Origin of the sequence: Acidiphilium sp. C61 (genome assembly GCF_905116885.1) — a bacterium.
Taxonomy (GTDB): domain Bacteria; phylum Pseudomonadota; class Alphaproteobacteria; order Acetobacterales; family Acetobacteraceae; genus Acidiphilium.
On sequence record NZ_CAJHNI010000005.1, the window covers coordinates 256,823 to 280,089 of the forward strand.

At 65.1% G+C, this 23,267-nt stretch carries 23 protein-coding genes; 3 read left to right on the plus strand and 20 right to left on the minus strand.

Translation table 11 applies throughout. The features are described from left to right. Positions 1 to 31 precede the first annotated feature (31 nt). The 9 genes from HUW10_RS04065 to HUW10_RS04100 form a co-directional block, all read right to left on the minus strand. Entirely contained in the window at positions 32 to 577 is a 546-nt protein-coding gene (locus HUW10_RS04065) for a S26 family signal peptidase (RefSeq protein WP_174502330.1), read from the minus strand. Beyond that, complete coding sequence (locus HUW10_RS04070) at positions 574 to 1,095, minus strand: DUF2840 domain-containing protein (protein WP_174502331.1); 522 nt, start codon at positions 1,093 to 1,095, stop codon at positions 574 to 576. The genes HUW10_RS04065 and HUW10_RS04070 overlap by 4 nt, the downstream gene beginning before the upstream one ends. After that, positions 1,092 to 1,343, minus strand: a complete 252-nt coding sequence (locus HUW10_RS04075) for a hypothetical protein (protein WP_174502332.1) — start codon at positions 1,341 to 1,343, stop codon at positions 1,092 to 1,094. Before HUW10_RS04075 ends, HUW10_RS04070 begins: the two co-directional genes overlap by 4 nt. Beyond that, complete coding sequence (gene parA / locus HUW10_RS04080; RefSeq protein ID WP_174502333.1) at positions 1,340 to 1,978, minus strand: ParA family partition ATPase; 639 nt, start codon at positions 1,976 to 1,978, stop codon at positions 1,340 to 1,342. The genes HUW10_RS04075 and parA overlap by 4 nt, the downstream gene beginning before the upstream one ends. Further along, entirely contained in the window at positions 1,975 to 3,105 is a 1,131-nt protein-coding gene (locus tag HUW10_RS04085; protein ID WP_174502334.1) for a replication initiator protein A, read from the minus strand. Before HUW10_RS04085 ends, parA begins: the two co-directional genes overlap by 4 nt. 20 nt (positions 3,106 to 3,125) lie before the next feature. Beyond that, positions 3,126 to 3,410: an AlpA family transcriptional regulator gene (locus tag HUW10_RS04090; protein ID WP_174502335.1), complete on the minus strand. Its 285-nt coding sequence runs from the start codon at positions 3,408 to 3,410 to the stop codon at positions 3,126 to 3,128. A gap of 151 nt (positions 3,411 to 3,561) precedes the next feature. Next, on the minus strand, positions 3,562 to 4,170 hold the full coding sequence (locus HUW10_RS04095; RefSeq protein ID WP_174502336.1) for a DUF2285 domain-containing protein: 609 nt from the start codon (positions 4,168 to 4,170) through the stop codon (positions 3,562 to 3,564). Next, entirely contained in the window at positions 4,112 to 4,318 is a 207-nt protein-coding gene (locus tag HUW10_RS18655; RefSeq protein WP_371808614.1) for a transcriptional regulator domain-containing protein, read from the minus strand. Before HUW10_RS18655 ends, HUW10_RS04095 begins: the two co-directional genes overlap by 59 nt. A gap of 195 nt (positions 4,319 to 4,513) precedes the next feature. Continuing rightward, complete coding sequence (locus tag HUW10_RS04100; protein WP_174502337.1) at positions 4,514 to 4,783, minus strand: DNA -binding domain-containing protein; 270 nt, start codon at positions 4,781 to 4,783, stop codon at positions 4,514 to 4,516. A gap of 151 nt (positions 4,784 to 4,934) precedes the next feature. Between HUW10_RS04100 and HUW10_RS04105 the strand changes: the two genes are divergently transcribed. Next, a complete protein-coding gene (locus tag HUW10_RS04105) occupies positions 4,935 to 5,192 on the plus strand; it encodes a helix-turn-helix domain-containing protein (protein ID WP_174502338.1) in 258 nt (85 codons plus the stop codon). A 59-nt stretch (positions 5,193 to 5,251) separates the two neighbouring features. On the opposite strand, the gene HUW10_RS04110 is transcribed toward HUW10_RS04105, so the two are convergent. The 3 genes from HUW10_RS04110 to HUW10_RS04120 form a co-directional block, all read right to left on the minus strand. Then, positions 5,252 to 5,575: a DUF736 domain-containing protein gene (locus tag HUW10_RS04110; RefSeq protein WP_174502339.1), complete on the minus strand. Its 324-nt coding sequence runs from the start codon at positions 5,573 to 5,575 to the stop codon at positions 5,252 to 5,254. A gap of 651 nt (positions 5,576 to 6,226) precedes the next feature. Continuing rightward, a complete protein-coding gene (locus HUW10_RS04115; RefSeq protein ID WP_174502340.1) occupies positions 6,227 to 6,643 on the minus strand; it encodes a hypothetical protein in 417 nt (138 codons plus the stop codon). 144 nt (positions 6,644 to 6,787) lie between these two features. After that, positions 6,788 to 6,961, minus strand: a complete 174-nt coding sequence (locus HUW10_RS04120; RefSeq protein ID WP_174502341.1) for a hypothetical protein — start codon at positions 6,959 to 6,961, stop codon at positions 6,788 to 6,790. Positions 6,962 to 7,457: 496 nt separating this feature from the next. On the opposite strand from HUW10_RS04120, the gene HUW10_RS04125 reads away from it, so the two are divergent. Continuing rightward, entirely contained in the window at positions 7,458 to 9,728 is a 2,271-nt protein-coding gene (locus HUW10_RS04125) for an ATP-dependent endonuclease (protein WP_174502342.1), read from the plus strand. After that, a complete protein-coding gene (locus HUW10_RS04130; RefSeq protein WP_174502343.1) occupies positions 9,725 to 11,464 on the plus strand; it encodes a UvrD-helicase domain-containing protein in 1,740 nt (579 codons plus the stop codon). The genes HUW10_RS04125 and HUW10_RS04130 overlap by 4 nt, the downstream gene beginning before the upstream one ends. A gap of 184 nt (positions 11,465 to 11,648) precedes the next feature. On the opposite strand, the gene HUW10_RS04135 is transcribed toward HUW10_RS04130, so the two are convergent. The 8 genes from HUW10_RS04135 to HUW10_RS04170 form a co-directional block, all read right to left on the minus strand. Then, on the minus strand, positions 11,649 to 12,587 hold the full coding sequence (locus tag HUW10_RS04135; RefSeq protein ID WP_174502344.1) for a DUF2493 domain-containing protein: 939 nt from the start codon (positions 12,585 to 12,587) through the stop codon (positions 11,649 to 11,651). Positions 12,588 to 12,918: 331 nt separating this feature from the next. After that, complete coding sequence (locus HUW10_RS04140) at positions 12,919 to 13,959, minus strand: toprim domain-containing protein (RefSeq protein WP_174502345.1); 1,041 nt, start codon at positions 13,957 to 13,959, stop codon at positions 12,919 to 12,921. A 2-nt stretch (positions 13,960 to 13,961) separates the two neighbouring features. After that, the gene (locus HUW10_RS04145; protein WP_174502346.1) at positions 13,962 to 18,308 is read right to left on the minus strand and encodes a bifunctional class I SAM-dependent methyltransferase/DEAD/DEAH box helicase; all 4,347 of its coding nucleotides are present in this window, start codon (positions 18,306 to 18,308) and stop codon (positions 13,962 to 13,964) included. 168 nt (positions 18,309 to 18,476) lie between these two features. Then, a complete protein-coding gene (locus tag HUW10_RS04150) occupies positions 18,477 to 19,073 on the minus strand; it encodes a DUF6927 domain-containing protein (protein WP_174502347.1) in 597 nt (198 codons plus the stop codon). Between the two features lie 78 nt (positions 19,074 to 19,151). Further along, the gene (locus HUW10_RS04155) at positions 19,152 to 19,898 is read right to left on the minus strand and encodes a hypothetical protein (protein ID WP_174502348.1); all 747 of its coding nucleotides are present in this window, start codon (positions 19,896 to 19,898) and stop codon (positions 19,152 to 19,154) included. Between the two features lie 71 nt (positions 19,899 to 19,969). Next, a complete protein-coding gene (locus HUW10_RS04160) occupies positions 19,970 to 20,332 on the minus strand; it encodes a DUF6915 family protein (protein WP_174502349.1) in 363 nt (120 codons plus the stop codon). 10 nt (positions 20,333 to 20,342) lie between these two features. Next, positions 20,343 to 20,822: a DUF6878 family protein gene (locus HUW10_RS04165; RefSeq protein WP_174502350.1), complete on the minus strand. Its 480-nt coding sequence runs from the start codon at positions 20,820 to 20,822 to the stop codon at positions 20,343 to 20,345. 107 nt (positions 20,823 to 20,929) lie between these two features. Then, positions 20,930 to 23,020 (minus strand): ParB/RepB/Spo0J family partition protein, encoded by a 2,091-nt coding sequence (locus HUW10_RS04170; RefSeq protein ID WP_174502351.1) that lies wholly within the window; start codon positions 23,018 to 23,020, stop codon positions 20,930 to 20,932. Positions 23,021 to 23,267 lie beyond the last annotated feature (247 nt).

Below are 23,267 nucleotides of genomic sequence, written 5' to 3' on the forward strand. Positions count from 1 at the left end.
ACATCCTTTCCGTTGCAGGGTTGCGGTGGTCTCAGTGCGTCGCGGCACGCCAAACAAAGCGGCCGTCGTCTCCTTCATCGGTCCAAAGAGGAACCGCGCGACCGACGATCGAGCTGGCTGGAAGCGGGCCGAAATACCGGCCGTCCAGACTGTCGGGCACGCCGGGGTTCATCAGGAAAACGTCGCCAGCGGCAACGGTCCGACAGCCTTGCCAGTCAGGGAGATCGCGTCCGCGCCGGTCGCGGGCTTGCGCTTCGCCGACCTCGACACGGTCGATGGTGATGCGGAGCCCATGCCGGCACACGCTCTGTCCCGGCAGCGCCAGGACACGTTTCATCAAGGGCACGCCGCGCGGCAGGTAGCCGCCATCGGCGAGGAAGCTCGCGATGGGTTCCGGCGGCATGACGGCGACAAGTTCGGTGTCGCGTAGCGCGCCTGGTGGCCGCACGGCGTAGAGGCCGATCGGGGTGCTCGCGCTGGCGTTCCAGATGAGCCTGGGAAGAGGCTTGACGAACGCGACGCCCACGGTCGCCATCGCCGAAAAATAGGTGGCCATAACCCATCCGACGCGGGTCATGGCTGCGCCCTCCGGCGCAACAGCCACGCATCGTGCTGCGCGCGCGTATAGGGCCGCGGTTCGTGCCCGACGGTCAGGCGGCTGTGGACATGGCGCCAATGATCCGGCGCGATGTCGGCCGGTTCAACGCCCATCGCTTCCACGGCATCGATGGCCTGAAGCACGCGCTCGACCTTCGGCCAGCCATCGATGTGCAGCATGATTTCGCCGCCGGGACGGACGAAGGGAAGCGTCTGATAGGATTCACGCGCGGCGACGGCGCGCACGATATCGATGCGCGAACTGACGGTTCCGAAGTCGTTGGCAGACCAGCGCACGAACGCGAAGACGGTGCCGCTTCGAAAGCCGAGGGTGCGGCGGCGGCGGTCGAGGATTTTCTCTTCGACGTAATCGCCGAAGCGGATCCAGTTCTCGATCCTCTTCTCGTACCAGGTCAGTTCGACTTGCGTGAGGCTGTCGGACAAGCGGCCGGCATGCGAATCTTGCCGATTCGCTGCGGACTGCGCGTGGTCGGTCATGATGCGTCTCCAGAGTCGGGAAATTCGCGCGCCAGCAGCTCGCGCAGCATGTCGGCGACGGTGACGCCGCGCCGGAAAGCGGCGACCTTGATGCGGCCGCGCAAGCCGGGCGTGACGTCGATGGTGAGCCGAGCTGTGAAAGCGTCGGCCTTCGCCGGACAACCGGCCGGTATGTCCGGCGCTTTGATCCAGCTCTCGGCGTCACCGGGACGGGAGGCGAAGCCGCGCTTCGATTGACGCTCGGTCATCGGCCGATCCTCGCGATCTCGGCGGCGAGTGCTGCGATCTCGCGCGTGGCCGGACTGTTTGCGCCGAGGTCGGCGACAAGCCGACCTGTACGCGCGCTATCGGCAAAGGCGACGCGCTGTCCAATCGTGACCTTGAGGACCGGCGGCTGGTGATCGGCCAACGATTCGGCGGTCTCCCGCGCGATGACGGTGCGCGCGGCGCATCGATTGAGGACAAAGCGCGCGGCGAGTTGCGGCCGGAAAATGCGCGCCTCGTCGATCAGCTTCAGCGTCTCGCCCGAAGCCCAGCCGTCGAACGGCGAAGGCTGCGCGGGGATCAGGACGAGATCGGCGGCGAGCAACGCCGAGCGCATCAGCCCGGCGACACGCGGCGGCCCGTCGATGACGATGTGATCGGCGTCGCGGGCAAGTTCGGGCGCTTCGCGATGAAGCGTGTCGCGCGCCAGGCCGATGACGCCGAACAGCCTCGGCAGCCCTTCCTTTGCCCGCTGCTCGGACCAATCGAGGGCCGAGCCCTGCGGGTCGGCATCGATGAGGGTGACGCGGCGGCCTTCACGAGCCCACTGGCCGGCGAGATGAAGCGCCAGCGTGGTCTTGCCGACGCCACCCTTCTGATTGAGGAGCGCGACGATCACGACGCGCCTCCGGACTTGGTTGGGAACGGGTGCGTCGGACCCGCAGCTTGGACCGGCGGTCGCTCTCCCCCGTCCCGATAGCGCCCCTTTTCCTTCCCGGCAGGCCGCGGTTCGGATCGAGTTTCCCCGCCGCCAACTACTAGAAGGTTAGAATCTTGGTTAGACTCTAAGTTAAGGGCGCGAATTTCGCTTTTGCGCTCGTGACTTATGACCGATTCCGGTTCCCGATAGCACGAGGGTCGGGTTCCTGATGGCACGATAGCGCCGGTTCCCGATAGCACGACGCTATCCACAGGTTGTCCACAGGCTGCCGGCTCGAAGGCGAGCAGGGTGCGGCCGCTGATTTCGACTTCAACGAAGAGCGTGTATCCCGGCAGCGGCTGGCGGCGGATGATGTCCCGCAGCTCGAAAGCAAAGCGCTTGAACGGCGACAGGCTGCCGGACTTCAGATGGAGATGGCGGAAATCGAAGCGCCAGCCGTTCCGCTGATGGCCGCCGTGCTTGCGGACAATGCGGTAAAGCCAGCGCTCCATGCCGCCGGTCAGGTCGAAATACGCGCGGTCGATGGTGAGGACGAGCGCATCGTCGAGAACGGCACGGTAGAACCAGTCGGGGACGATAAGCTCGATACCGCCGGGATGACCGTGGCCGTCGGCGCGTTCCGTCCATTCGTTGATCCAGGAGAAGCGGTGCATCCGCCGCTCGGCCGGTTGCCGTAGAGATGTAGCGACCGTCGTCGATTGCAGCCGGTCGAGCGCCGCCTTCAGGCGCTGATAGTCACGCAGCGATGTCCCGCGCCCGGTGAAATTGAGTATCTCGTAGGGCGTCGCCGCCATCAGGCGCGACGTGCGCAAGCCGGCGTCGCGCGCCTCGACGATCTGGGAAGCGGCCCAGATCAGAACGTCGGCGTCCCAGATCGTGGCCATGCCATGTTCGGGGACAGCCTCGACGCGGATTGCAACATCGCCCGAACGGAAGTCGATCGGAGTCGAACGGTGGGATTTGGCGAGACTGAAAAAGGGATAAGCCATGAGGTCCTGCGCATCGCGAGGCGCGAGATCGCCGGGGAGCGCGCGGAACAGTTCGAGCTGCTCGCGTTCCGATCCGGTGCAATGTCGCGTCGACATGAGGGGAGCTGCCGGGGAGGTCAGCGGCGTGTCTGGCCGGCATAAGCCGGCGAGACAGCTGCGTGGCGCTTGGCGGGAAGCACCTCGCCCACGCCAGGGTCGGATGTCGACGCCTTGGCGCCCCGCGCCACCCACGCCTGCAGATCTTCGAAGTTGTAGACGACGCGCCCGCCGAGCTTCGAATAGCGCGGGCCAGTGCCATAGGTGCGGTGCTTTTCGAGCGTCCGCCCGGAGAGGCCAAGGAACCGCGCGGCTTCGGGCGTGCGCAAATAGCGTGGCGGGAGCTGGGGGATCGCTGCGGACATCGGTGGCCTCCGTGTTGTCGGGGAAGGCCGCCGGTTATCGGCGGCCGTCTGCGATCACGGTGGCGAAGGGTTGCCGCGTAGGGGGATGGTGAAGATGGGGGGTGCCGAATTCGCCACCCCCGCGGGACCGGCGATCTCGGGCCTCGCACGATCAATCGGGCCGGCGCGGACCCAGGAGATTGCGATAGTCACCGCGCATCGTGGTGATGCCGGTGCGCACCAGGCGGATGACCGTGTCGCGGAGGGATGCGGTCTTCCAGGACTCGGCGGCGAGGCGGGTCGGGTCGAAGAGCGCTTCGGCGATGGCCCGGTAACTGGCGCCCGCCAGGTGCCCGTCGAGGGCACGCAAGGCCGCGATCAAACGCTCGCCTTTACGGAGGGGGGCGGGCGGCGTTCGTGGTCTCCCGTGCGCGATGAACCGCCAGAAGCGCAGCGCCGCGTCGGTGCGTTGTGGGGCAGTGGCGTCCAGCGGGATGAGCGCGGCCATAGGCATCGCGCCGCTGGGCGGATCAATCAGCCAGAGCTGATGATTGATCCCGTCGTCTTTGATCATGACGTGCGTGCCGTCGTCGGCATCGCGCCGCACACTGTCGCTGGGAAAATCCGCCAACGAAACTGATGGTGTCGCTGCGCTGGCGGGTGCGGCCGTCAGGACAATGACCGACGCCAGTTCGTCGGACCGCCAGAAAACCGGTGATTGATCAGCGCGCCAATTTGGATCGGCAAGGAAATCGCAACCCCCAGCGCCGGCCGGGACCATCGGTCCCGTCATCGGCTTGAATTGGTGCAGCTTTGTAGGCGTTTCGGTAGTCTGGGTTGCGACGTAGGAACTCCCAGGCGAGGCTCGCGGGCTCCATCGTGGCGGCGTATTGATAGGCGGCGGGCGACCGCCAATCCTCCGTTGACATTGCACGTCTCCTTGCGAGGGATCACGGGATGCCTGGGCCAGTAGATATCTAATCTGGGCTTTTGGTGGCGCGATGTGCAGACCGGCCGCCGGCATTGGGCCATGCCCAATCCGGATCGGCGATTTTCAGGAAATCCGCAAAGCCGGGAGCACGCGTCGGATGAAAGACTGACGCGGTGGCCGTTGAACCCCGCCGTCAGCGCGCCGAGCGCAGCAGATCGCGGTAGCCGTGCTCGGTAAGCCAGCGTGCGCGTGCCAGGTGCGTTTCATGAGCGCGCCGGGCACGGTCCGGTTCCAACGCGGGATCGAGATCGAGCACGACTCGCGCGACCTCCTCCCAGGGGGCTCCCTCGGACGTCGCATCGAGCAATCGGAGATAGGTCGGCAGATGCGCCCGGTCGTAGTCAGTCACCTGCGCGCTGGTCGGGGCGGTTTCAGCGATAGGGGGGGCCGGAGGAGATGGCATGGTCTTCCCGAGGATTTACCCGTGTTGACGGAGAATGCTTGCGAAACTGGGACGTCGAGCCTGAAAGGCGCGGCTGGCGGAACGGCTCGGCGAGAGCGCCGCGTATTATAATACGTAGCGCCAAAATACGCGATTGGTGTCCATCCTGTGGATGGATATTCGACAGGTGTTCGGAGAGAATCTTCGCCGATTTCGCACGCAAGCCGGCCTCAGCCAAGAGGCCGTCGCTGTCCGAATGGGCGTGGATCGAGCACATGTGAGCAGTATGGAGCGGGGCCAGCAGAACGTCACGCTCCTGACGCTTTGGCATGCATCTCAGGCCGTCGGTGTGAAGCCTGCCGATCTCCTCGACGAAGACTTCGAGGTTGGTGGCGACCTTGCCGACCCTGAAGGCTCGTCGGCGTCATAGTCTTCCTGGCAGAAAAGAAGCCCCGCCCGGTTTCCCGAGCGGGGCGTCGCTGGCTGACCTCAGTCGCCGTTGGCCTTGCGGCCGCGGGACCAGATGAGGGTGAAGCCGTCGCCGTCCTCGTCGTCGAAGAGGTTGGCGTAGATCGGCGCGTTGAAGCTGGGATCGTCGAGCTTGACCGAGAGATAGTCGCGGTTCTCGGCGGAGCGCTTGGACCAGGCGGCGCCGATCTCGGCGCGGCCGACGAAGATGCGGTGGCTCGGGGCGTTGTCGCTGGCGCGGGTGGCCTCGGGGACGATGCGGACGTTCTTGGTCTGAACGCTGAGGGTGACGATTTCGCCCAGATAGTCGGTGCCGGATTTCTTGAAGGTGCCGATGTTCGCCATGGTAATTCTCCTTGTTCGCTGTTCTCGAGCCCGCGCCCATCGCGGCCTCGATGGCGATCGACAGACCGGAGGCGACCGACGCCGCACCCGCTTGCGGGCCGCAGCGCAGCGGAGGATGTCAGCCCGGAGAGTTTCTTGCCTCGCGAGGAATGGGCGGGCCGGGGTTCCCGCGCGATCTTTCGCGTGGGGTGGTCCCCCAGGGGAAGAAAGTCGCCGGGCGACATTGCGGCATAGGCGGTCGAGGCGAAGCCGTCCTTCGGTCAGATCCAGCCATTGGAGAGGCCGTATGGGGCAGGTGCGCCCTGACAGCGACCAATCAAGGAAGAACCTGGCGGACACCGGCCACCGAGAGCGCTTCGGCACGTCTGGGCAAACGGACCTGAGTTCAGACCTGTTCCGCCATCGGCCTGCGGCTATCACCTCGCCACCGAAAGACAACGTTGAAGGCATCAGCGATTTATCGGTAACGCACCGACAATGCCGCCTCGTCCAAGGGGATCACCGACTGTACCGCGATCTCGGTCTTGCCTTGGCGGTTCCCGCCAATGCCCGATCATCGACCTGCATCGGCGACGACCGGTCTGCCTTGACGGTGTCACCCTGCATCGGACCTGCCCGTGGTCCCGGCTGCGTTCAGCCCCTGATGATGCCCTATGTCGGGTGAGCGGGGGGCAATGCCATGCGCGTCCAGGCTGTGACGCCGACAGCTATGGCCCCAACGATCGAGAACGCGATCTGCCAAGCTCCGGACGGCATGGTCAGTTTCGTGAGGCCGAGCGTGGCGTGGTAGCCGGCCAGCGCCGCGGGCGCCGCGAACAACAGTGCGACCGCGACCCGTATCCAGGTGGATCGTGCGAATACAAAGACGTACTGGCCAGCGACCAAGGTGACACCGCCGGCCAGAATGCCGACAAAGATGGCCCCGATCGGCCCGGCGTCACCGTGATAGGCCCACAAGCCGGCGGAAACCGCCGCGAAGAAGGGAAGTGCATAGACGGCGAGCGAAAACAGCAGCCAGCAGAGGAAGCCGATGCCGACGATGCCGAATAGGATGCCGATGACGATCATGGTGGTGGTCTCCGTGACAAGGGTCGAACGGGCGCGCCTTCCACCACCACCACGGCGCACTGGCGAGTATAGCCGAAAGTGACGAAGGCAGCAGCGGAAATCTGGATGGGATTTCCGTCGCCGCCTGGTGTGACCGGCGCCCCTTCAGAATTGAAAGGGATCGAATTCATGAATGATCGTGGCCGGGTCGCCGTCGTATTCTGCCGACGGCATAACGCCGTATTCGCCGTTGCCGGCGTGAAAGACCGTGATGCAGACCATCAACGTGGTGGCGAGGTTCCAGCCGCGGGCGTGAGCGATCGAAAGGGCTTGAGACATCGTTCCGGCTCCTGTCTTGGAGGCGGGGACCATCCCCGCGCGACAGGCGCCCGATGTGTCCGGCCCAGGGCCGCAATCACCGCAGGCGAAGCCGAAGAGGCCGCACGCTCGCGTAGCGGACCCTTTACGGGTTGATGGCGTCAGGCCCGGGGTCGGACCAAGGATCAGCGCTACTGGGAGCGGGGTGGTGTACGGCTTCGACTCCGGGTAGCTTGGAAATGGACCGCGTGCTGATTGCAGAGTCGAGTTTTGGTGCTGCTCACCGCCGCATTGGGCGGATTTGCGACGGTCGGCTTTCGGACGCCACGACGGGAAAGCTGACATTCAGGCCCCAGTCCTGACCGGCCGGATCTGACTCTCTGCGGACGTTTCGCGCATCCGCTCCCAAGAGTGCAGCGAGCGCAGGGGAAGGCTTCCCCTTCAATTCCATACTACCGCTAGCTGCATGCCGAGTGTAAATTAGCCACGGAGAAAATTTTTCGGATGGGGCGGCTACGTGAAGATAAAGGCAATAAAAATAAAGAACTTCCGCTTGCTGCACGATATTTCTCTGCAGCTTGAAGACGAGACCACGGTCGTGGTCGGACGCAACAACTGCGGAAAGACCTCGCTCTCCGACATCATCCGCAAATTCCTCTCGGAACGTAGCACGTTCGAGATCGAGGACTTTTCGAGCGCTTGCTACGACAAATTCTGCGCGGCGCACCGCGCGCACCTAAAAGGTGCTGACGTCGAAGAGGTTCGCGCGCTCGTGCCGTCAATCGATCTGCGGCTTCACGTGAGCTTCGACCCGACAGTTCCCGAGTTCGGCCCGCTCCGCGACTTCGTCATAGATACCGACGTTAACTGCACGGAGGCCATCATCGTGTGCTCGCGGAGCCTCGCCGATGGCCGGATTGCAACTTTGTTCGAGGGGCACGAGGAAACCGTCCTGCAAGGGACTGACGAAGCACACTCCGACGAGGATCGCCTGGCGCTCTTCCGCAGCTTGGCCGACCGCGTGCCGACGCTATTCACGACGCGGATGTGGGCCGAGGACCCGCAGGACCCGACGGACACGCGCGACGTGACGCCGAAGGCTGTCACAAGCCTGCTGTCGCTCGGCTTTGTGAACGCGCAGCGTGCGCTCGACGGCACGGGTGGCCGTGACACCGACGTGCTGGCAAAGGTGCTTGAAGGCCTATTCCAGAGCGCGTCCGTCTCGACGGCGGACGGCTCCCAAAAGAATATCGCCGACGGGCTCAAGAAGGCCGTCGAGGAAATCCAGTCGGGCATTGACACGGATTTCAAGAAGGAGCTCGCGAAGCTCATGCCTGCGATTGAGTATTTCGGGTATCCGGGTCTGGACAACGTGCCGCTGCAGCCGGAGACGAAGCTCGAAGTCGGCAAGCTTCTGTCCAACTTCACGAAGGTTCAGTACGCCGGTTACAGTGGCGTGCAGCTACCAGAGTCCTACAACGGGCTCGGGTATCGCAACCTTCTCTACATCCTCCTCAAGATCGTTGGCTTCTTCCGCGAGTATCGGGCGCATACTAACGCGCCTGGCTTGCAGCTCATCGTGATCGAAGAACCCGAAGCCCACCTCCATCCGCAGATGCAGGAGGTCTTCATCCGGCAGTTGCCGGAGATCGTCAAAAAGCTCTGCGCCTTGGAGGGCGAGCACGTCTCGTGGCCGGTGCAATTCGTCGTCTCGACGCACTCGCCGCACGTCGCGAACGAGGCCCGCTTCGACACGATCCGCTATTTCGCCGTCACGTCGATGGATCAGCCGGTTGGCGTGCGCTACGCTCAGGTCAAGGACCTCAGCAGCGACCTCGCCGGATTGAAGGGCCCTGTCTCTGACTTCCTGCACCAGTACCTGACGCTGACACGCTGCGACCTCTTCTTCGCAGATAAGGCGGTGCTGATTGAGGGGACGACGGAGCGACTGATGTTGCCGCAAGTGATGCGCGCCCTCGATGCTGTCGATCCGTCACTGAATCTTGGCAGCCAATACATCACGATCATGGAGGTTGGCGGGGCCTATGCACAGCTCTTCATTCCGCTCCTCGAATTCCTGGACCTGCGCAGTCTGATCATCACCGATCTCGATGCCGTCAAACGCAACGCCAAAAAGAAGCTCGAAGCTTGCCTCGTCCACGAGGGGGAGACCACGAGCAATTCCTGCATCAAGTACTGGTTCAAAACGGCCGAAGCTGCGCCCCCGGTGCCCGAACCGCTTGCCGAGGAACCTGCCACAAAGCCTGTAGCCGCGCCGCAAGCGGCTCCGGCGATCCCAGCGCCCGCGACGGCAGAAACGGCCGCCGCCGAGACTGCTGACGACGACGAGGAAGAAGTCGCGGATGGGGCGACCTTGTTCCCTTTGTCGACGGCATTGGCGGCCGACAATGCTGCGAAGACCCGTAGCAGTCTGCGCCTCGCATATCAGGTGCCGGAAGCGTCGGGCGGGCCGTGTGGCCGGACGTTCGAAGACGCGTTCATTCTCGCGAACCAGACCTTCTTCGGCATCACCGGCGCGACGAATGACGCGCTTGCGAAAGCCGCCCAGGACAAGGCCGCGAAGCAGAAGAAGTCGAGGTTCGCGCTGACCTACGCGATTGAGAAAACCGACTGGGTCACGCCTCGATACATTGAAGAGGGCGTGCGCTGGCTCGCCGCGAGCAACGCCGCTGTCGCTAATCCTGTCGTGGCGCTCGGCGCCAAGGCGCAGGCCGTCAATGCGATTGATGCGCTCACCGGCACGCCAACCTCCGGTGCACCAGAGTGAGCAAGGCCTCTCAACCCAATCCAGCCGAGGCCGCCGCCGCCGTCGCATGGGAAACGCTGAAAGGCTGCCTCGACGACGGGTCGAGCTTCGTGTTCGAGGCAGGCGCTGGCGCAGGTAAGACCTACTCGCTGATCGCTGCGCTTCGCTACATCTTGAAGGACCGGAAGCGGGAGCTTCAACGCACGCACCAGCAAGTCGCCTGCGTGACCTACACCAACGTTGCGCGGGATATGATCATCGCGCAGACCGACGGCGATCCGGTGATCTACTGCGACACGACCCACGCGTTCGCGTGGATGCTCGTCAGCCCGTTTCAGAAACGGCTTCGCGAGCTCGTCCGCACGCTGCCGGGCTGGGCAGATCGCGTCGAAGAACTCGACGCCGCGAACATCACGGCGGTTGGGTACGCGCTCGGCCGGCGCTCCATCGAAGATGGCACTGCGAACCTCCACCACGACGACATCTTTCCGGTGTTTATCGAGCTGATGCAGTCCGCGAAGTTTCGCAACGCGGTGGCGTCGCGCTTCCCGATCATCCTCGTGGACGAGTACCAGGACACGAACGCCGACCTCGTCGAATGTCTCAAGGACCAGTTCATTGGCAAGCCGCACGCGCCGCAATTCGGCTTCTTCGGTGACCACTGGCAGAAGATCTATGGCGATGGCTGCGGCTCGATCACACACGACGCGCTGAAGCGCATCGACAAGAAGGCGAACTTCCGCAGCCCGAAGCCAATCGTCGACAGCTTAAACTTGATCCGCCCGGAACTCGCGCAGGCGGTGAAGGACCCGGCTGCGCCGGGCGAAGTTCACGTCTTTCATACTAACGGATGGGGCGGGGCACGGCTCACGGCGAACCACTGGCAGGGTGATCTCCCTGCGGCCGAAGCCGCGCGAGCGCTCAGGAATGTCCGCGCGGAGCTCGAGAGCGTTGGCTGGGATTTTGCCGGCAACACGAAGGTCCTGATGCTCACCCACCGGGCGCTTGCGACGGAGATGGGCTACGGCTCGATGCGGACCGTCTTCGCGTTCAACGACTCCTTCACGCGTAAGGCCAACGAGGTCATCGCGTACTTCCACGAGCATCTTGAACCGGCGGCGCGGGCCTACCTCGCCAAGCGGTTCGGCAAGATGTTCGAAGCGATTGATGCCGAGCGTCCAGTGATGAACGGGCCGGCCGACAAGGCCAGGTGGGCGGACGCCATGAAGCGGCTCTGCGAACTTCGTGACACGGGCACGGTCGGCGACGTGATCGGGCATCTGTCCTCCACGGGCCTGCCGATCCTCTCAGACGTGGTCGTGCGTCAGCAGAGAGCGCTTGCGGACGCGCTTGCGGGCGGCGAGCCGCTGACTGGACGCGTCAAGGAGCTCCATGCGCTTCACGCAGTGTCCTACCAAGAGATCATCGCGCTCTGCGAATATCTCGACGGTCACTCGCCGTTTGAAACCAAGCATGGGGTGAAGGGTGACCAGTTCGAAAATGTCCTCGTCGTGTTCGGGCGCGGCTGGAACGAGTACGACTTCAACCTTTATCTTAAGATGGCTGGGAACCCTGGCCTGATCGGCACTAGAACGGCGGCCTATGAGCGTTACCGCAACCTATTCTATGTCGCGGTCTCGCGGCCGAAGAGGCGCTTGGCGCTCGTCTTCACGCATCTGCTTGAGCCCGGCGCGATGGCGACACTGTCGGGATGGTTCGCTGGCCACCCGATCCGGGATATCGGCCCGACGCTATGACGACCGCCTCCTGGGCAGGTCTTAGTCGTAGCACTCTAAGTCGATCTCTCGTGTAGATCCGCTTTTAGGCTAGACTGCAGGGTCTGCTTTTGGAGTTCAACTGCCGCCGCGGACCCTCACCGCAATGTCCTTGGCTGTGGGCGACCGGCTTGGGTCGAGAGCAGTGGTAGACAGCAAGCGGCGCTCACGCGCCGCCACTCCCGAACTTCCAGACCGGGATGCCGAACTTCTTGGCCTTGTCGGCGAGGTTTTCCTGAATGCCGGTGCCAGGGAAGACCATCACCCCGATCGGCAGCACGTCGAGCATCTGATCGTTGCGCTTGAACGGCGCCGCCTTGGCGTGCTTGGTCCAGTCGGGCTTGAAGGCGATCTGCGGCACCTTGCGGTGGTCCGCCCATTTGGCGGCGATGAGTTCGGCGCCCTTGGGCGAGCCGCCGTGCAGCAGCACCATGTCGGGATGCTTGCCGTGGACGCGGTCGAGCTTGTCCCAGATCAGGTGATGATCGTTGAAGTCGAGCCCTCCTGTGAAGGCGATCTTGGGGCCGGCGGGCAATAGCACCTGGTTGGCGGCCCGGCGCCTGGCGGCGAGGAAGTCGCGGCTGTCGATCATGGCCGAGGTCAGGTTGCGGTGGTTGACCTTCGATCCTGAGCGCGGCCGCCAGGCTGAATTTGTGTGGCGCTCGAACTGGTCGGCGGCCTGGTCGCGGAAGAATTCCATGCTGTTCCTTCGCTCGATGAGCGTCTGCCCCTCGGCGGTGAGGCGTTCGAGTTCGACCGAGCGGATTTCGGAGCCGTCCTGTTCCTTCTGGCTGCGCTTCTGCGCCTGCTCGTTGTCGTCGAGTTCGCGCTCGATCCGGCCGACGGCGCGGTGGAAGAGATTGACGGTCGACCAAAGCAGGTCCTCGAGGTCGGGTTCGAGGCGGGTGTCCGCCAGGGTGACGACGAGGGCGTCGAAGATGTCGGCCGCGGCGCCGGCGACGGCATTGCCATCGGGTAGTGGTCTCGGATCGGGTTCGTCCTGAAAGGGGCGATAGCCGTAGAGTTGGAGTTCGGCGATGACGTGATCGGTCGGGGATGAGGTGTGCGGCGGCTCGTAACCGGTGTCGTCGTGTTCGGTCGTCATGGTGCTTCCCTTCGTCGGATCGACCGCGCCCATCGCGGCCTTCTTGGCGACGAAAGGCGGCGGGCGGCCCGGACCTGCACCCGAAGCAAAGCGAAGGGCCGAAGCACAGCGGAGGATGGCGGGGGCCGGCTATTTTGCCTCGCGATGTAAAGGCGGCTCGCCGCCGACGGAAAATAGTTGGCCATCCGCCATTGCCGGTCGGGGCCGTTTGCCGCCCCGATCGCCCTCTCAGAAGGCCGTGGGCGCGGTCCTCTCCGACAAGGCAGGGAAGCACCTCGATCGAATACGGCATGAGACCGGCGCCGCCGCGGACATCATTTCCCGTGCCGCTTCATGCCGCCAATTCCATGAAACGAGCGACGTCTTCGGGAGCGATCTGCACCCGCAACGCTGCCCGTAGCGCATCGGCACCGAGCGTGCGGAGATCTTCGTTGAAGTCGCCCAGTCGTGGCGACAAGGCCATCGCCTCGATCCCGGCCTCGTTCGCTCGGTCGATCAGACTCGCCATGGCGCCGTCCCCGGCCGGATCGTCGTCGCGGGCGATATAGAGCCGACGCAGTGTCGCTGGGAACAGGATGGCGGCGAGGTGTGCGGCCGAGAGTGCGGCCACCATCGGCATGGCGGGCATGACGCATCGCAGCGAGAGCATGGTCTCGATGCCTTCGCCAGCCGCCAAGACATCGTGCGCCACATCGAAACGGACGGCGTTGCCCAGGAGGTTGCCCATCGCCCTTCGCGGCGTGTCGATCGCCGCCTTGCCCCGCCCCGATGGGTCCAGCCAGGTACGATGCGCTCCGGTGATCTTGCCGCCCGGATCGGTGACGGCTGCGATCATCGCCGGCCAGGTCTCGGTCGGAGACCATGCATCAGGGCGGTAGTAGCAGCTTGGGTGGAAGCGGAGGCTTGCGGTTCCGTGCAAAGCCGTAATGCCGCGTTTGCGCAAGTACGCTTCGACGATTGTGCCCGCAATCGGCTGCGCCATTGCGAAGAGACGGCGTGCTGATTCCGGCGATCCCGCCGGTACGGACGATGGCAGCCGTCCATGGTCTTGTTCTGGCTCCGATCTCGGCAGGCTGAGAAAGTGCCGGGCCTCATTGGCGACGTCGCGGAATTCGACCAGGCCGCAGCTCTCGCGGATGACATCGAGGAGGTCGCCATGATCGCCGGTCGCCGCGTCGGTCCATTTGCCGGCCGCACCCCTGCCGGATTCCGGTCCTTTCAGCCGGACGAACAGGGAGCGGCCCGGCGCATTTCTCACGTCGCCGACCAGCCAGTAGCGGCCCTCGCGGCGGCCGTTGGAGAGATAATGATGGCACACCGCCTCGGCATCGCGCGCGAGCCGGTGCGCCAGTTCGGCGGCATCGAGCGCCATCGTCACGCCGCCGCCCGCTCGGCGACGCGCGCGAGCGGATAGCGTTCCAGCACCTTCGCCAGGATCGCCGGGCCGGCGGCGTCGGTCGGGACGAACATCCTGAGCTTCCACGAGATGATCTCATGGAACAGGCCATAGGCTCGCAGCCGGTCACGCATGGCGTCGATGAAGCCGGTCAGTTCGATGCGGTTTGTGCCCATGACGCGGACGCGGCGAAGCTGAAGCCCTTCGGCAAGATCGAGGATGGTCCGGCCATCCATCAGCGCGGTGAAAGCGCCGTCGGCGGACAGGTTCGACGGGCTGGTTTCAAGCGCGCTGGCCACCCATGCCGGGGACACCTTGCGGCCGACGATGCGTTCTCCGGTATCGGTCTGGAGCCGATAAACCCGGCTCGACTCGTTCGGCAAACGCTTCCAGATCGGCAGCAAGAGACCAGCGACGATGTGGATCTCACTGTCGGTGAATTCCGGCACATTGGCAAGTTCGGCCGCCCAGGCGCGGGCGAAGGTTTCGCGGTCGGCTTCCCGCCAATGCGTCTGTGGCATCATCGCCAGCGGCATGGCGGGATGCTCCATCGGCCGGATGAGCCGCACGCGGCGCTCGACCTCGCCATCTTCGAGCATCAGGCTCGGCGCCGGAACCTGAACGGCAGCCCGGCCCGACTGGCTGTTGACCAGCAGCACGGCTCGGGGATCGGAGAGCCGGCCCAGCGCCTCGTCGAGCGTGACCGGCCGGTTGCGCTCGCGCTGCGTGATCGTCAGCAGGCGAGTTTCCGCCGAGGTGCCGGGGTGCGTGTAGATGGTCTGCCGGTCGGTGACGACGAAGCTCTCCGCCGTCAGTGTCTCCAGCCCAACGTCGTAGGTTCCCGATGCGATCGCGCCTTCGATACGGGCGGTCAGGAGCTGCTCGAACGCCGTGAACAGGATGTTCTGCAGGTCGATGGTCAGCGCCAGCAGCCGATTGAGGAAGGTGGTGATCGGCGGCAACTCATCCCTGATGCCATTGCTGTCGGTCAGCTTCAGCCCGGTTGCATCCTCGAACGTGCCCAGCGAACAACCATCGACTCTGCCCATGACCAGCAGGACATAAAGCTGGCGTAGCGCGTCGCGGGCGTAGTGGCTCTCCAGATTGTCTTCAGGTCTGAACAGGCCTTGGCCGCCGGTCTGGCGCTGCCCCTTGGTGATGGCGCCGAGCGTGTCGAGCCGGCGGGCGATGGTCGAGAGGAAGCGCTTCTCGGCCTTTACGTTCGTCGCGATCGGCCTAAATAGTGGCGGCTGCGCCTGGTTGGTGCGGTTGGTCCGCCCCAAGCCTTGGATTGCCGCGTCGGCCTTCCATCCGGCCTCAAGCAGATAGTGGACGCGCAGGCGGCGGTTCTTCGCCGACAGTTCCGCATGGTAGGAGCGCCCGGTGCCACCAGCGTCCGAGAAGACGAGGATGCGCTTGGCGTCGTCCATGAAGGCTTGCGTCTCGGCGAGATTGGCCGAACCCGCGCGGTTCTCGACGGCGAGGCGATCGACGCCGTCCGATCCAGTTTTACGGATGATCCGGCGCGAGCGGCCCGTCACCTCGGCCACCACCTCCGTGCCGAAGCGCTGGACGATCTGATCGAGCGCGCCATGCACCGGCGGCAGCGAAGCGAGCTTCTCGATCAGGCGATCACGGCAGGCAACGGCCTCGCGGCTCTGGACGGGCTGGCCATCACGGTAGACTGGCCGCGAGGCGAGATTGCCCTCGCTGTCGGTGAATGGCTCGTAGAGCTGGGTCGGGAAGCTGTGCGCCAAGTAATCCAACACGTACTCGCGCGGCGTGATGTCGACCTGAACGTCGCCCCATTCCTCGGTCGGAATCTCGGCAAGGCGGCGCTCCATCAGCGCCTCGCCGGTCGAGACGATCTGGATGACCGCAGCGTGGCCAGAAGTCAGATCGCGCTCGACGGCGGCGATTAGCGAAGGCGTCTTCATCGCCGTGATGAGGTGATTGAAGAACCTCTGTTTGGCGCTCTCGAAAGCCGACCGTGCGGCGGACTTGGCCTGGGCGTTCAGCGTGCCAGTTTCGCCGGTGACGTTGGTCGCCTCCAACGCGGCGTCGAGATTGTTGTGGATGACGCCGAACGCGCCCGCATAGGCGTCGTAGATGCGGATCTGTTCGTCGGTGAGGCGGTGCTCGACCAGCTCATATTCTACGCCTTCATATGAGAGCGACCTGGCCGCGTAGAGGCCGAGCGCCTTCATGTCGCGGGCCAGGACTTCCATTGCCGCGAAGCCGCCGGCCTCGATCGCCTCCACGAACTCGGCCCGCGTGGCGAAGGGGAAATCCTCGCCGCCCCAGAGGCCGAGCCGCTGGGCATAGGCGAGATTGTGGACCGTGGTGGCGCCGGTTGCCGAAACATAGACAACGCGCGCGTTGGGTAGCGCGTGCTGAAGCCGAAGCCCCGCACGGCCCTGCTGCGAGGCAGCCTGGTCGCCGCGTTCTCCCTTGCCGCCTGCGGCGTTCTGCATGGCATGGCTCTCGTCGAAAATGATGACCCCGTCGAAGTCGGAGCCCAACCATTCGACGATCTGGCGGACCCGCGAAACCTTCTCATCGCGCGCGTCGGAGCGCAGCGTGGCGTAGGTGGTGAATAGGACGCCTTGCTCCAAACGGATCGGCGTCCCCTGACGGAAGCGCGACAGCGGCGTCACCAGGAGCCGCTCCTGCCCGAGCGCCGACCAATCGCGCTGGGCGTCCTCGATCAGCTTGTCGGATTTCGAAACCCAGACCGCACGGCGGCGGCCCTTCAGCCAGTTGTCGAGCAGGATGCCGGCGACCTGGCGGCCCTTGCCGGCGCCGGTTCCGTCGCCGAGAAACCAGCCGCGGCGGAAGCGGATGGCATGTTGAGCATCGTCAGGCGCGGCCGAGACGATGTCGAAGGTCTCGTCCACCGTCCACGATCCGGCGAGATGGCCGCAATGGGCCTCGCCAGCGGTGATCACGCTTTCGAGCTGGGCGTCGGACAATAAGCCGTCCGCTACGACAGCGGCGGGCAAATGCGGCCGATAGCTGGGCTTGGGTGGCGCCACCGACGCCATCGCCGCCGATTGCACCAGCCTTGTGGGGTGAGCCTGAGAGCCGGGAATACCGATCGACTGCAAACCGTATCCTTCATATAGCGCCTCTGTGATGTGACCGCCCTCGACTGGCATCCAGTCGATGGTCTCGTAGGTCAGCTCAACCGCCTCCGGCTCGGGCGTCGTGGACGAGACGGAGGCAGGGCGCGGCGCAACGCGCTGCGGCCGTGCGGCGGCGGGACGAACCGCGGCGCGGGTAATGACTGGCGTGGCAAGCGGGAGCCTCGGCGGAACGGATTCCGCGATCCAACCAAGCAAGGTCGCGGCATCGGGGGCGCAAGGGTGCATCGCCGGAAACACGCTCGGATCGGCGGCGGGTAGACGGTCGATCACGGTCAGGCGGGTGTCGATGGTCGTGCCGTGCTTGGCATAGACCGTTCCATCGATGGCGGCCGAGAACACGATGCGCCCGCGTTCCTGCAACCGGACGAACGCGTCGACCCACATCGGATTGTCGGGCGCGCAGTTAGCGCCGGTGATCGCGACCAATCGGCCGCCCTCGGCGAGACGCGCGAGCGCCGAGGCGATGTGGCGCAGGGCGGCGTCGGCCATGCGGCGATCGACGTTCGCGAGCGCGGAGAATGGCGGGTTCATGAGCACGACGCTTGGAACGATGCTGGCGTCGAGATGATCATGGATCTGCGCGGCGTCGTGGCGGGTGACGGCGATACCGGGGAACAGGTGGTCCAACAGCCCGGCGCGCGTCTCGGCCAGTTCATTCAGCACGAGAGACCCGCCCGCGAGTTCGGCGAGAACGGCGAGCAGCCCGGTTCCGGCCGAAGGTTCCAGCACGAGATCGGCGGGCGTGATCGCGGCGGCTGCGCTGGCCGCGAGACCCAGAGCGATCGGCGTCGAGAACTGCTGAAGCGCCTGGCTCTCTTCGGAGCGGCGCGTATGGGTGGGAAGAAGGGCCGCGATCTTGGCCAGCATCGGCAGTACGGCGGCAGGAGAGACTGCCCGCGCGAGCATGGCGGGGCCGAACTTGCGTAGGAACAGGACGGTCGCCGCCTCGCAAGCGTCATAGACGGTCTTCCAGTCCCAGGCGCCATCGGCGTCGGAACCTCCGAAGGCGGAGACCATGGATGCGCGGAGCGTCGGTGCGTCGACACGCTGGCCGCGTTGGAGATGGGGAAGGATCATCCGTGCGGCATGAACCAGGGCGTCGGCCGCAGCCGGAACGAGCGGCGCGACCGGGAGAGGCGCGGCCGCGGAGGCGGCCGTGGAAGCCGGATTCGTCGTCATGAAGGGAACCTCGGGAGAGCCGGAACTGATCGAGCCGAGGGGCGCTCTCTCTCGACCCCAACGGCTCAAACCCGTCCCGGCAATCCTCTCCCTCTCGGGACGTCCAATAAGAAAAGGGTCCGGCGCTAGGCGCCGGACCCTTTGATGACGCCGAGAAGAAACGCGCGTTTATCCCGGCGGATCGACGAGCCGGTAGGTCCGGTTCTTGATGTTTGGAATCCGGTAGAGGCTGCGGGAGTCTGGCGCGCGAAAGAGCACGGTGCGATGGCTGCGCGGATTGGCGATGACCTCTAGCTGCTGGAAGCTCCGACCATCGGCGAAAGAGAGCGGCGCGTCGAATACGATCATCTGTCCCGCGCGTGGGGTCGGCTTGGCGGCCTTCGCGCGGCGGGCGGCGATGTTTTCGCGGCATCGGGCCCGCCATTGCACCGCATATTCGCGATCGGTCGGCGTCAGCAGATCGAGAACCGGTTCGGGACAATCGCACTCGTACGGCCCCATCGATTCTTCCATATCCTTGTAGCCGAAGATGTAGCCCTCGGGGTCGCGCGGGTTGTATCGGACGAGGCAGATGGCAGCCCAGACCTCGCGCTGACCGGTGGCGATGCGGACCTGTTCCACGGCGGCGTAGTAGGCGCGCATGCTGACCAGCGCCGAGCGCAGCACATTTGAGCGCACGTCGGCACGCTCGTAGGTGAACTGGGCGTCGAGATACTGGCGCGGGCTGGAATGGCCCTTGAGGGATGTCATGTAGAGCCAGCCCATGGCCGTCTCCTTTCGATGGGGGATGAAGACGGCGCGCGCGGGGAGCGCGACGCCGGGTGAATTTGGAGATCCTGATGATCAGCCGACCGGAGCGAGCCGTTGCTCGGCTTCGCGGATCGCCGCGAGCGCAGCGCGAAACTCGGCGGCGCCTTGCTCCTCTGACAGGTCGCTGCATTCGACGACGGCGAGACAGGCGGCGTGGATGTCGGAGTCATTGACTGCGTCAGCCGTAAGACGGGTGAGCGTGGGATCGGCCTCGATTGCTTGGTCGACTTGTCGCCTGACGGCGTCTTCGCGGATGCGGAGCAGAACATGCACGCCGTCATCGGCGGCATCTCCCGCCTTCTCCGCGAGGAAGTCCTCAAGGATGTCATTAGTGGATTTGCCGACAATCGCGTCCGCCGTGATCAGGACGGCCATGCCGCCGAAGCCGTCGGACCGCATTTTCGAACAGGTGAAAGACGTGACCGCGGTGACGTAGCGGAGCGTGGATGAACGCCGGACGATGTCCTGGAAGATGAACTCCCAGGACGTGCCGCTGAAATCGATCTCGATCTCGGTGTCGTCGGTGGATGCGACCGCCACGCGCTCGGCGATGCACGTGGTCGCCGTGCTGTCGATTCCCGCGGATGCATCGAACGCCGCACGAAGTTCGTCGATCGAAAGCCCGATAGCGTCGCTCGGACCGAGAGAGGTGTGGAAGTACACCGCCTCGCCATCCGGCTCGGCATCGAAGATGAGGCTGAGCACGAGACGTTCGAGCGGCGTCATGTCGGTGATCGGGATCGATTGCTGAATGACGGTGGGTGAGAAGTAGTCGGCCATGTCGGGTCTCCAGAAATGCGAAAGCCCGGCTCGATGGCCGGGCTTTTCGTTGCGTTGACGAGGAAGAGTGATCAGCGGGCGGCGGCGAAGGGATCGACGTCGCGATGGATCGGCTGGGCCCGCCCCATCCAGGGCTCGGGGCGGATGCAGCGCACCCAATCCGCGAAGCTCGGGATGAAGCCGAGGTCTTCGCGCACATGCTGCTCGCCGATCAGCCGGACCGGCACCACGCGGCCGGTCGAGATCGTGATCGTCGGGCCGAAGAAGCGCTCCAGCATGAAGATGCCTTCGGCATGATGGCGCAACGCGCGGTGCCGAAAATCAGCGGTGATGGCTTTCGACTCGTCGAACCATTGATGCAGCGGCAGATAGTCCTCGGCCGCGCCGCCCCATTTCTTCACAGAAGAAAGCGCGTGATGAAAACAATGTCCCATCGTCACCTCCTCAGAATACGTGCTGGGAATAATCGGACTCCATGTGCCGCTCGTTGTAGTCGAGCGTAATGGTCCGTTCGGCGACGTCGAAGATGAAGTCGCCGTAGGCCCCGTCGCTATTTTCCCAGCCGTCGTGGGTTTCCTCGAGAAAATCGTAGGCCAACCGCTCGATTGCGTCGCGGACGGACATCTTCGTTCGTTCGAGGTCAGCGTGGCCCCAGACGGCGGCGGCGATCTCGACATTGCCGGGCGGCAGGGCGACGACATCGTCGCCGGCCTTGGCTTCGATGTCCTCGATCTGCCCGCTATCGCCATAGCCGTCGAAACGGACGGTAACGATGGTGAGGCCGGCGGCGGTGAGCGCGTCGAAGACGACCGCCTTGTTCGTGGGACGCAGTTCGGCGTTGAGGCGATCATGCTCGCCGCGCTGGACGTCCCAATCGGTGAGCGTCGGGGCGGCTGTTGGGGGGATGGGGGAATGCTCGGTCACGGTATGGCTCCGAAAGCGAGAAAGCCCGACGCGATGGCCGGGCTTTCGGGTGGAATTGGATAGAGAAACGGGTGCGGGGCGGCCGAGGCCACCCCGCACGTCGACTGTCACTCGGCCGCGGCCATGTGCGCCGGCTCTTCGTCGGCGTCGGCGGGCGCTTCGTCCTCGTCACCCGCGAGGAAGTCCGGCAGCGCCTCGGACTCGCCGGTCGACTCGTCGGCGACGGGTGCGACCTCGACGAGACGAAGCGGCTCCGGCAGCCAACCCGTGCCAGCAAGCAGCCGCTCGGCCTCCTTGGCCATTTCGGTCTTCTTGAGGTGGTCGATGAGCTGTGCCGACTGCTCGCCCTTGGCCTCACGCACAGCTTCGAGGATGCGCGCCTTCGGAACCCGCCCGAGGTAGTTATCGACGGTCGGCGCCCAGCCGGCAGCGGCCAGGTCGAGATTGACGGTCCCGGCGAGCTGGTCGCCATGCGCGAAAGCGTCCGGACGCCGGTTCCAAGGTTCCTTCACGACATTGACTGTGAGGGCGGCGCAGTGAGCGAAGAGCGCATCTTGGCTGTCGCTGTCGAACGCCGTCAGCGAGTCCCACAGAGCCGCCGGCGCTTCAGGCAACTGCTTGGCCCACTGCGCGTGCCTGGTGTCGATCGCCCTTGCGGAGGCGGTCTCGGCCAACCCCGGCGCCTGAGCGCTGAAGCCGGAGTGCTTCGCCGTGATCTCCAGGCAGGTGTTCGAGGCGTAGCGGTAGAAGGCGTTGAGGCAGAGGGCGTGCAGCACCGCCTGGAAGGCGATGTGCGGATCGTTCGCCACTGCATCCCGCAGCGCCAGGGTACGATGGGCGGTCAGCTCGGTCACCAGCCGATCTGAAAGCGGACGGATGGTTTCGTCCTCGTCCGGCGTGTCGATCTCGGAACCCGTCGGCGCGCCGCCGATGGTGATGACGGCCCGCTGGATGGCGCCGCCGGCGGTTGCGGCGGTTTCCGGTGCATCGCCGTCGCCGCCCCGGACCGGCTCTACCGGTGCTTCGTCGTCGGGGCGGACGAAGGCGCGTTCGATGTGCAACGCCCCGTCGTTGTCGATGCTGACGAAGATGCCCGCACGAGCGATCTCGGACGGATCGTAGCGGACGGGCCGGTTCTCGAACGCCGCGATCGCGGTCTCAATCTCGCCGAGGCGCTGATCGACCTCGTCGGGCAACTCGTCGGCTTGCGCGTATTGCTCCTCAAGCGCGTCCTGGTCGGCCTTCAGCGCGGCGAAGCTGGCGTTCTCCTCTTCGCTGAGTTCGACCGTCTCGCCGGTGAGGCGGCGCAGACCGGCGGCGTGGCCATAGGGGAAGTCGGTGGCGACCGCGATCCAGCTCCAACCCTCTGCCCGCAGCGCCTCGGCCTCGGCCTGGAGCTTCTCTGTCACCAGCCGATCGAGCAGCGCCGGATCCTGCAGCCAGCCGCCATCGTCATGCTGGAAGAGGTCGCGCATGACCACGCCGCCGGCGACTTCGTAGACATCCATGCCGACGAACCGCGCACGTCGGTCGGAGGCTCGGACTGCGCCCTCGGTGAGTTGACGGCGGATCAGATAGGGCTCCTTGTTGTAGGAGCGCGAGACGGCGTCCCAGACCTGCTCCTGACGGGCGTGGTCGTTGGTGACGGTGAACGCCATCAACTGCTCCAGCGTCATTCCGTCATCGGCATAGATGTCGAGGAGTTTGTCGGAGACGGCGGCCAGTCGCAGGCGCTGCTTCACCACGGTCGCCGTCACGAAGAACCGGGCGGCGATCTCTTCGTCGCCAAGGTCCTTATCGCGCAGCGCCTGGAAGGCGCGGAATTGATCGAGCGGATGGAGCGCGACTCGCTGGATGTTCTCGGCCAGCGAATCCTCCTCGGCGATGCCACCCTCGCGCACCACGCAGGGGACCGGCGCGGTCTTCGCTAGGCGCTTTTGCTTGACCAGAAGTTCGAGCGCCCGGAAGCGCCGGCCACCGGCTGGGATTTCGAACATGCCGGTCTCCTGGCCTTCGGCGTCGAGAACCGGCCGGACGCTGAGGCTCTGCAAGAGCGTGCGTCGGGCGATGTCCTCAGCCAGATCCTCGATCGAGACGCCGGCCTTCACGCGCCGGACGTTCGCCTGGCTGAGCACCAGCTTGTTGAAGGGGATGTCGCGCGAGGCGCTGAGGGTGATCTTCTGAACGGCGGTAGCCATGTCGGATTCTCCGCGACGGGCGGCCGAAAGACTTTCTCTCGACCTCCAACCCGCCACGAAAACCGGCGCAGCCCTCTTACTCTCGTCGAGCGAAATTCGCGGGGGGCGGCAGCTTGGAGACCTCCCACGGGCCCACGCGGCAAGCCTCGCCCACGACGCCTAGGGAATATCCGAGTTTGTATAACCGGGACGGCGCACTTGGCGCTTCGCAATCCGGAATGATCCGGCCGCGCGCAATCGGCTCGGA

Bases quoted from the DNA above. Each gene is read 5' to 3' on its own strand.
- HUW10_RS04085 (WP_174502334.1), bottom strand. From the start codon at position 3,105: ATGTCGACGCGACATTGCACCGGATCGGAACGCGAGCAGCTCGAACTG.
- HUW10_RS04090 (WP_174502335.1), bottom strand. From the start codon at position 3,410: ATGTCCGCAGCGATCCCCCAGCTCCCGCCACGCTATTTGCGCACGCCC.
- HUW10_RS04110 (WP_174502339.1), bottom strand. From the start codon at position 5,575: ATGGCGAACATCGGCACCTTCAAGAAATCCGGCACCGACTATCTGGGC.
- HUW10_RS04120 (WP_174502341.1), bottom strand. From the start codon at position 6,961: ATGTCTCAAGCCCTTTCGATCGCTCACGCCCGCGGCTGGAACCTCGCC.
- HUW10_RS04105 (WP_174502338.1), top strand. From the start codon at position 4,935: ATGGATATTCGACAGGTGTTCGGAGAGAATCTTCGCCGATTTCGCACG.
- HUW10_RS04150 (WP_174502347.1), bottom strand. From the start codon at position 19,073: ATGGGCTGGCTCTACATGACATCCCTCAAGGGCCATTCCAGCCCGCGC.
- HUW10_RS04160 (WP_174502349.1), bottom strand. From the start codon at position 20,332: ATGGGACATTGTTTTCATCACGCGCTTTCTTCTGTGAAGAAATGGGGC.
- HUW10_RS04065 (WP_174502330.1), bottom strand. From the start codon at position 577: ATGACCCGCGTCGGATGGGTTATGGCCACCTATTTTTCGGCGATGGCG.
- HUW10_RS04100 (WP_174502337.1), bottom strand. From the start codon at position 4,783: ATGCCATCTCCTCCGGCCCCCCCTATCGCTGAAACCGCCCCGACCAGC.
- HUW10_RS04155 (WP_174502348.1), bottom strand. From the start codon at position 19,898: ATGGCCGACTACTTCTCACCCACCGTCATTCAGCAATCGATCCCGATC.
- HUW10_RS04070 (WP_174502331.1), bottom strand. From the start codon at position 1,095: ATGACCGACCACGCGCAGTCCGCAGCGAATCGGCAAGATTCGCATGCC.
- HUW10_RS04095 (WP_174502336.1), bottom strand. From the start codon at position 4,170: ATGGTCCCGGCCGGCGCTGGGGGTTGCGATTTCCTTGCCGATCCAAAT.
- HUW10_RS04170 (WP_174502351.1), bottom strand. From the start codon at position 23,020: ATGGCTACCGCCGTTCAGAAGATCACCCTCAGCGCCTCGCGCGACATC.
- HUW10_RS18655 (WP_371808614.1), bottom strand. From the start codon at position 4,318: ATGTCAACGGAGGATTGGCGGTCGCCCGCCGCCTATCAATACGCCGCC.
- HUW10_RS04140 (WP_174502345.1), bottom strand. From the start codon at position 13,959: ATGGCGCTCGATGCCGCCGAACTGGCGCACCGGCTCGCGCGCGATGCC.
- HUW10_RS04075 (WP_174502332.1), bottom strand. From the start codon at position 1,343: ATGACCGAGCGTCAATCGAAGCGCGGCTTCGCCTCCCGTCCCGGTGAC.
- HUW10_RS04135 (WP_174502344.1), bottom strand. From the start codon at position 12,587: ATGACGACCGAACACGACGACACCGGTTACGAGCCGCCGCACACCTCA.
- HUW10_RS04145 (WP_174502346.1), bottom strand. From the start codon at position 18,308: ATGACGACGAATCCGGCTTCCACGGCCGCCTCCGCGGCCGCGCCTCTC.
- HUW10_RS04115 (WP_174502340.1), bottom strand. From the start codon at position 6,643: ATGATCGTCATCGGCATCCTATTCGGCATCGTCGGCATCGGCTTCCTC.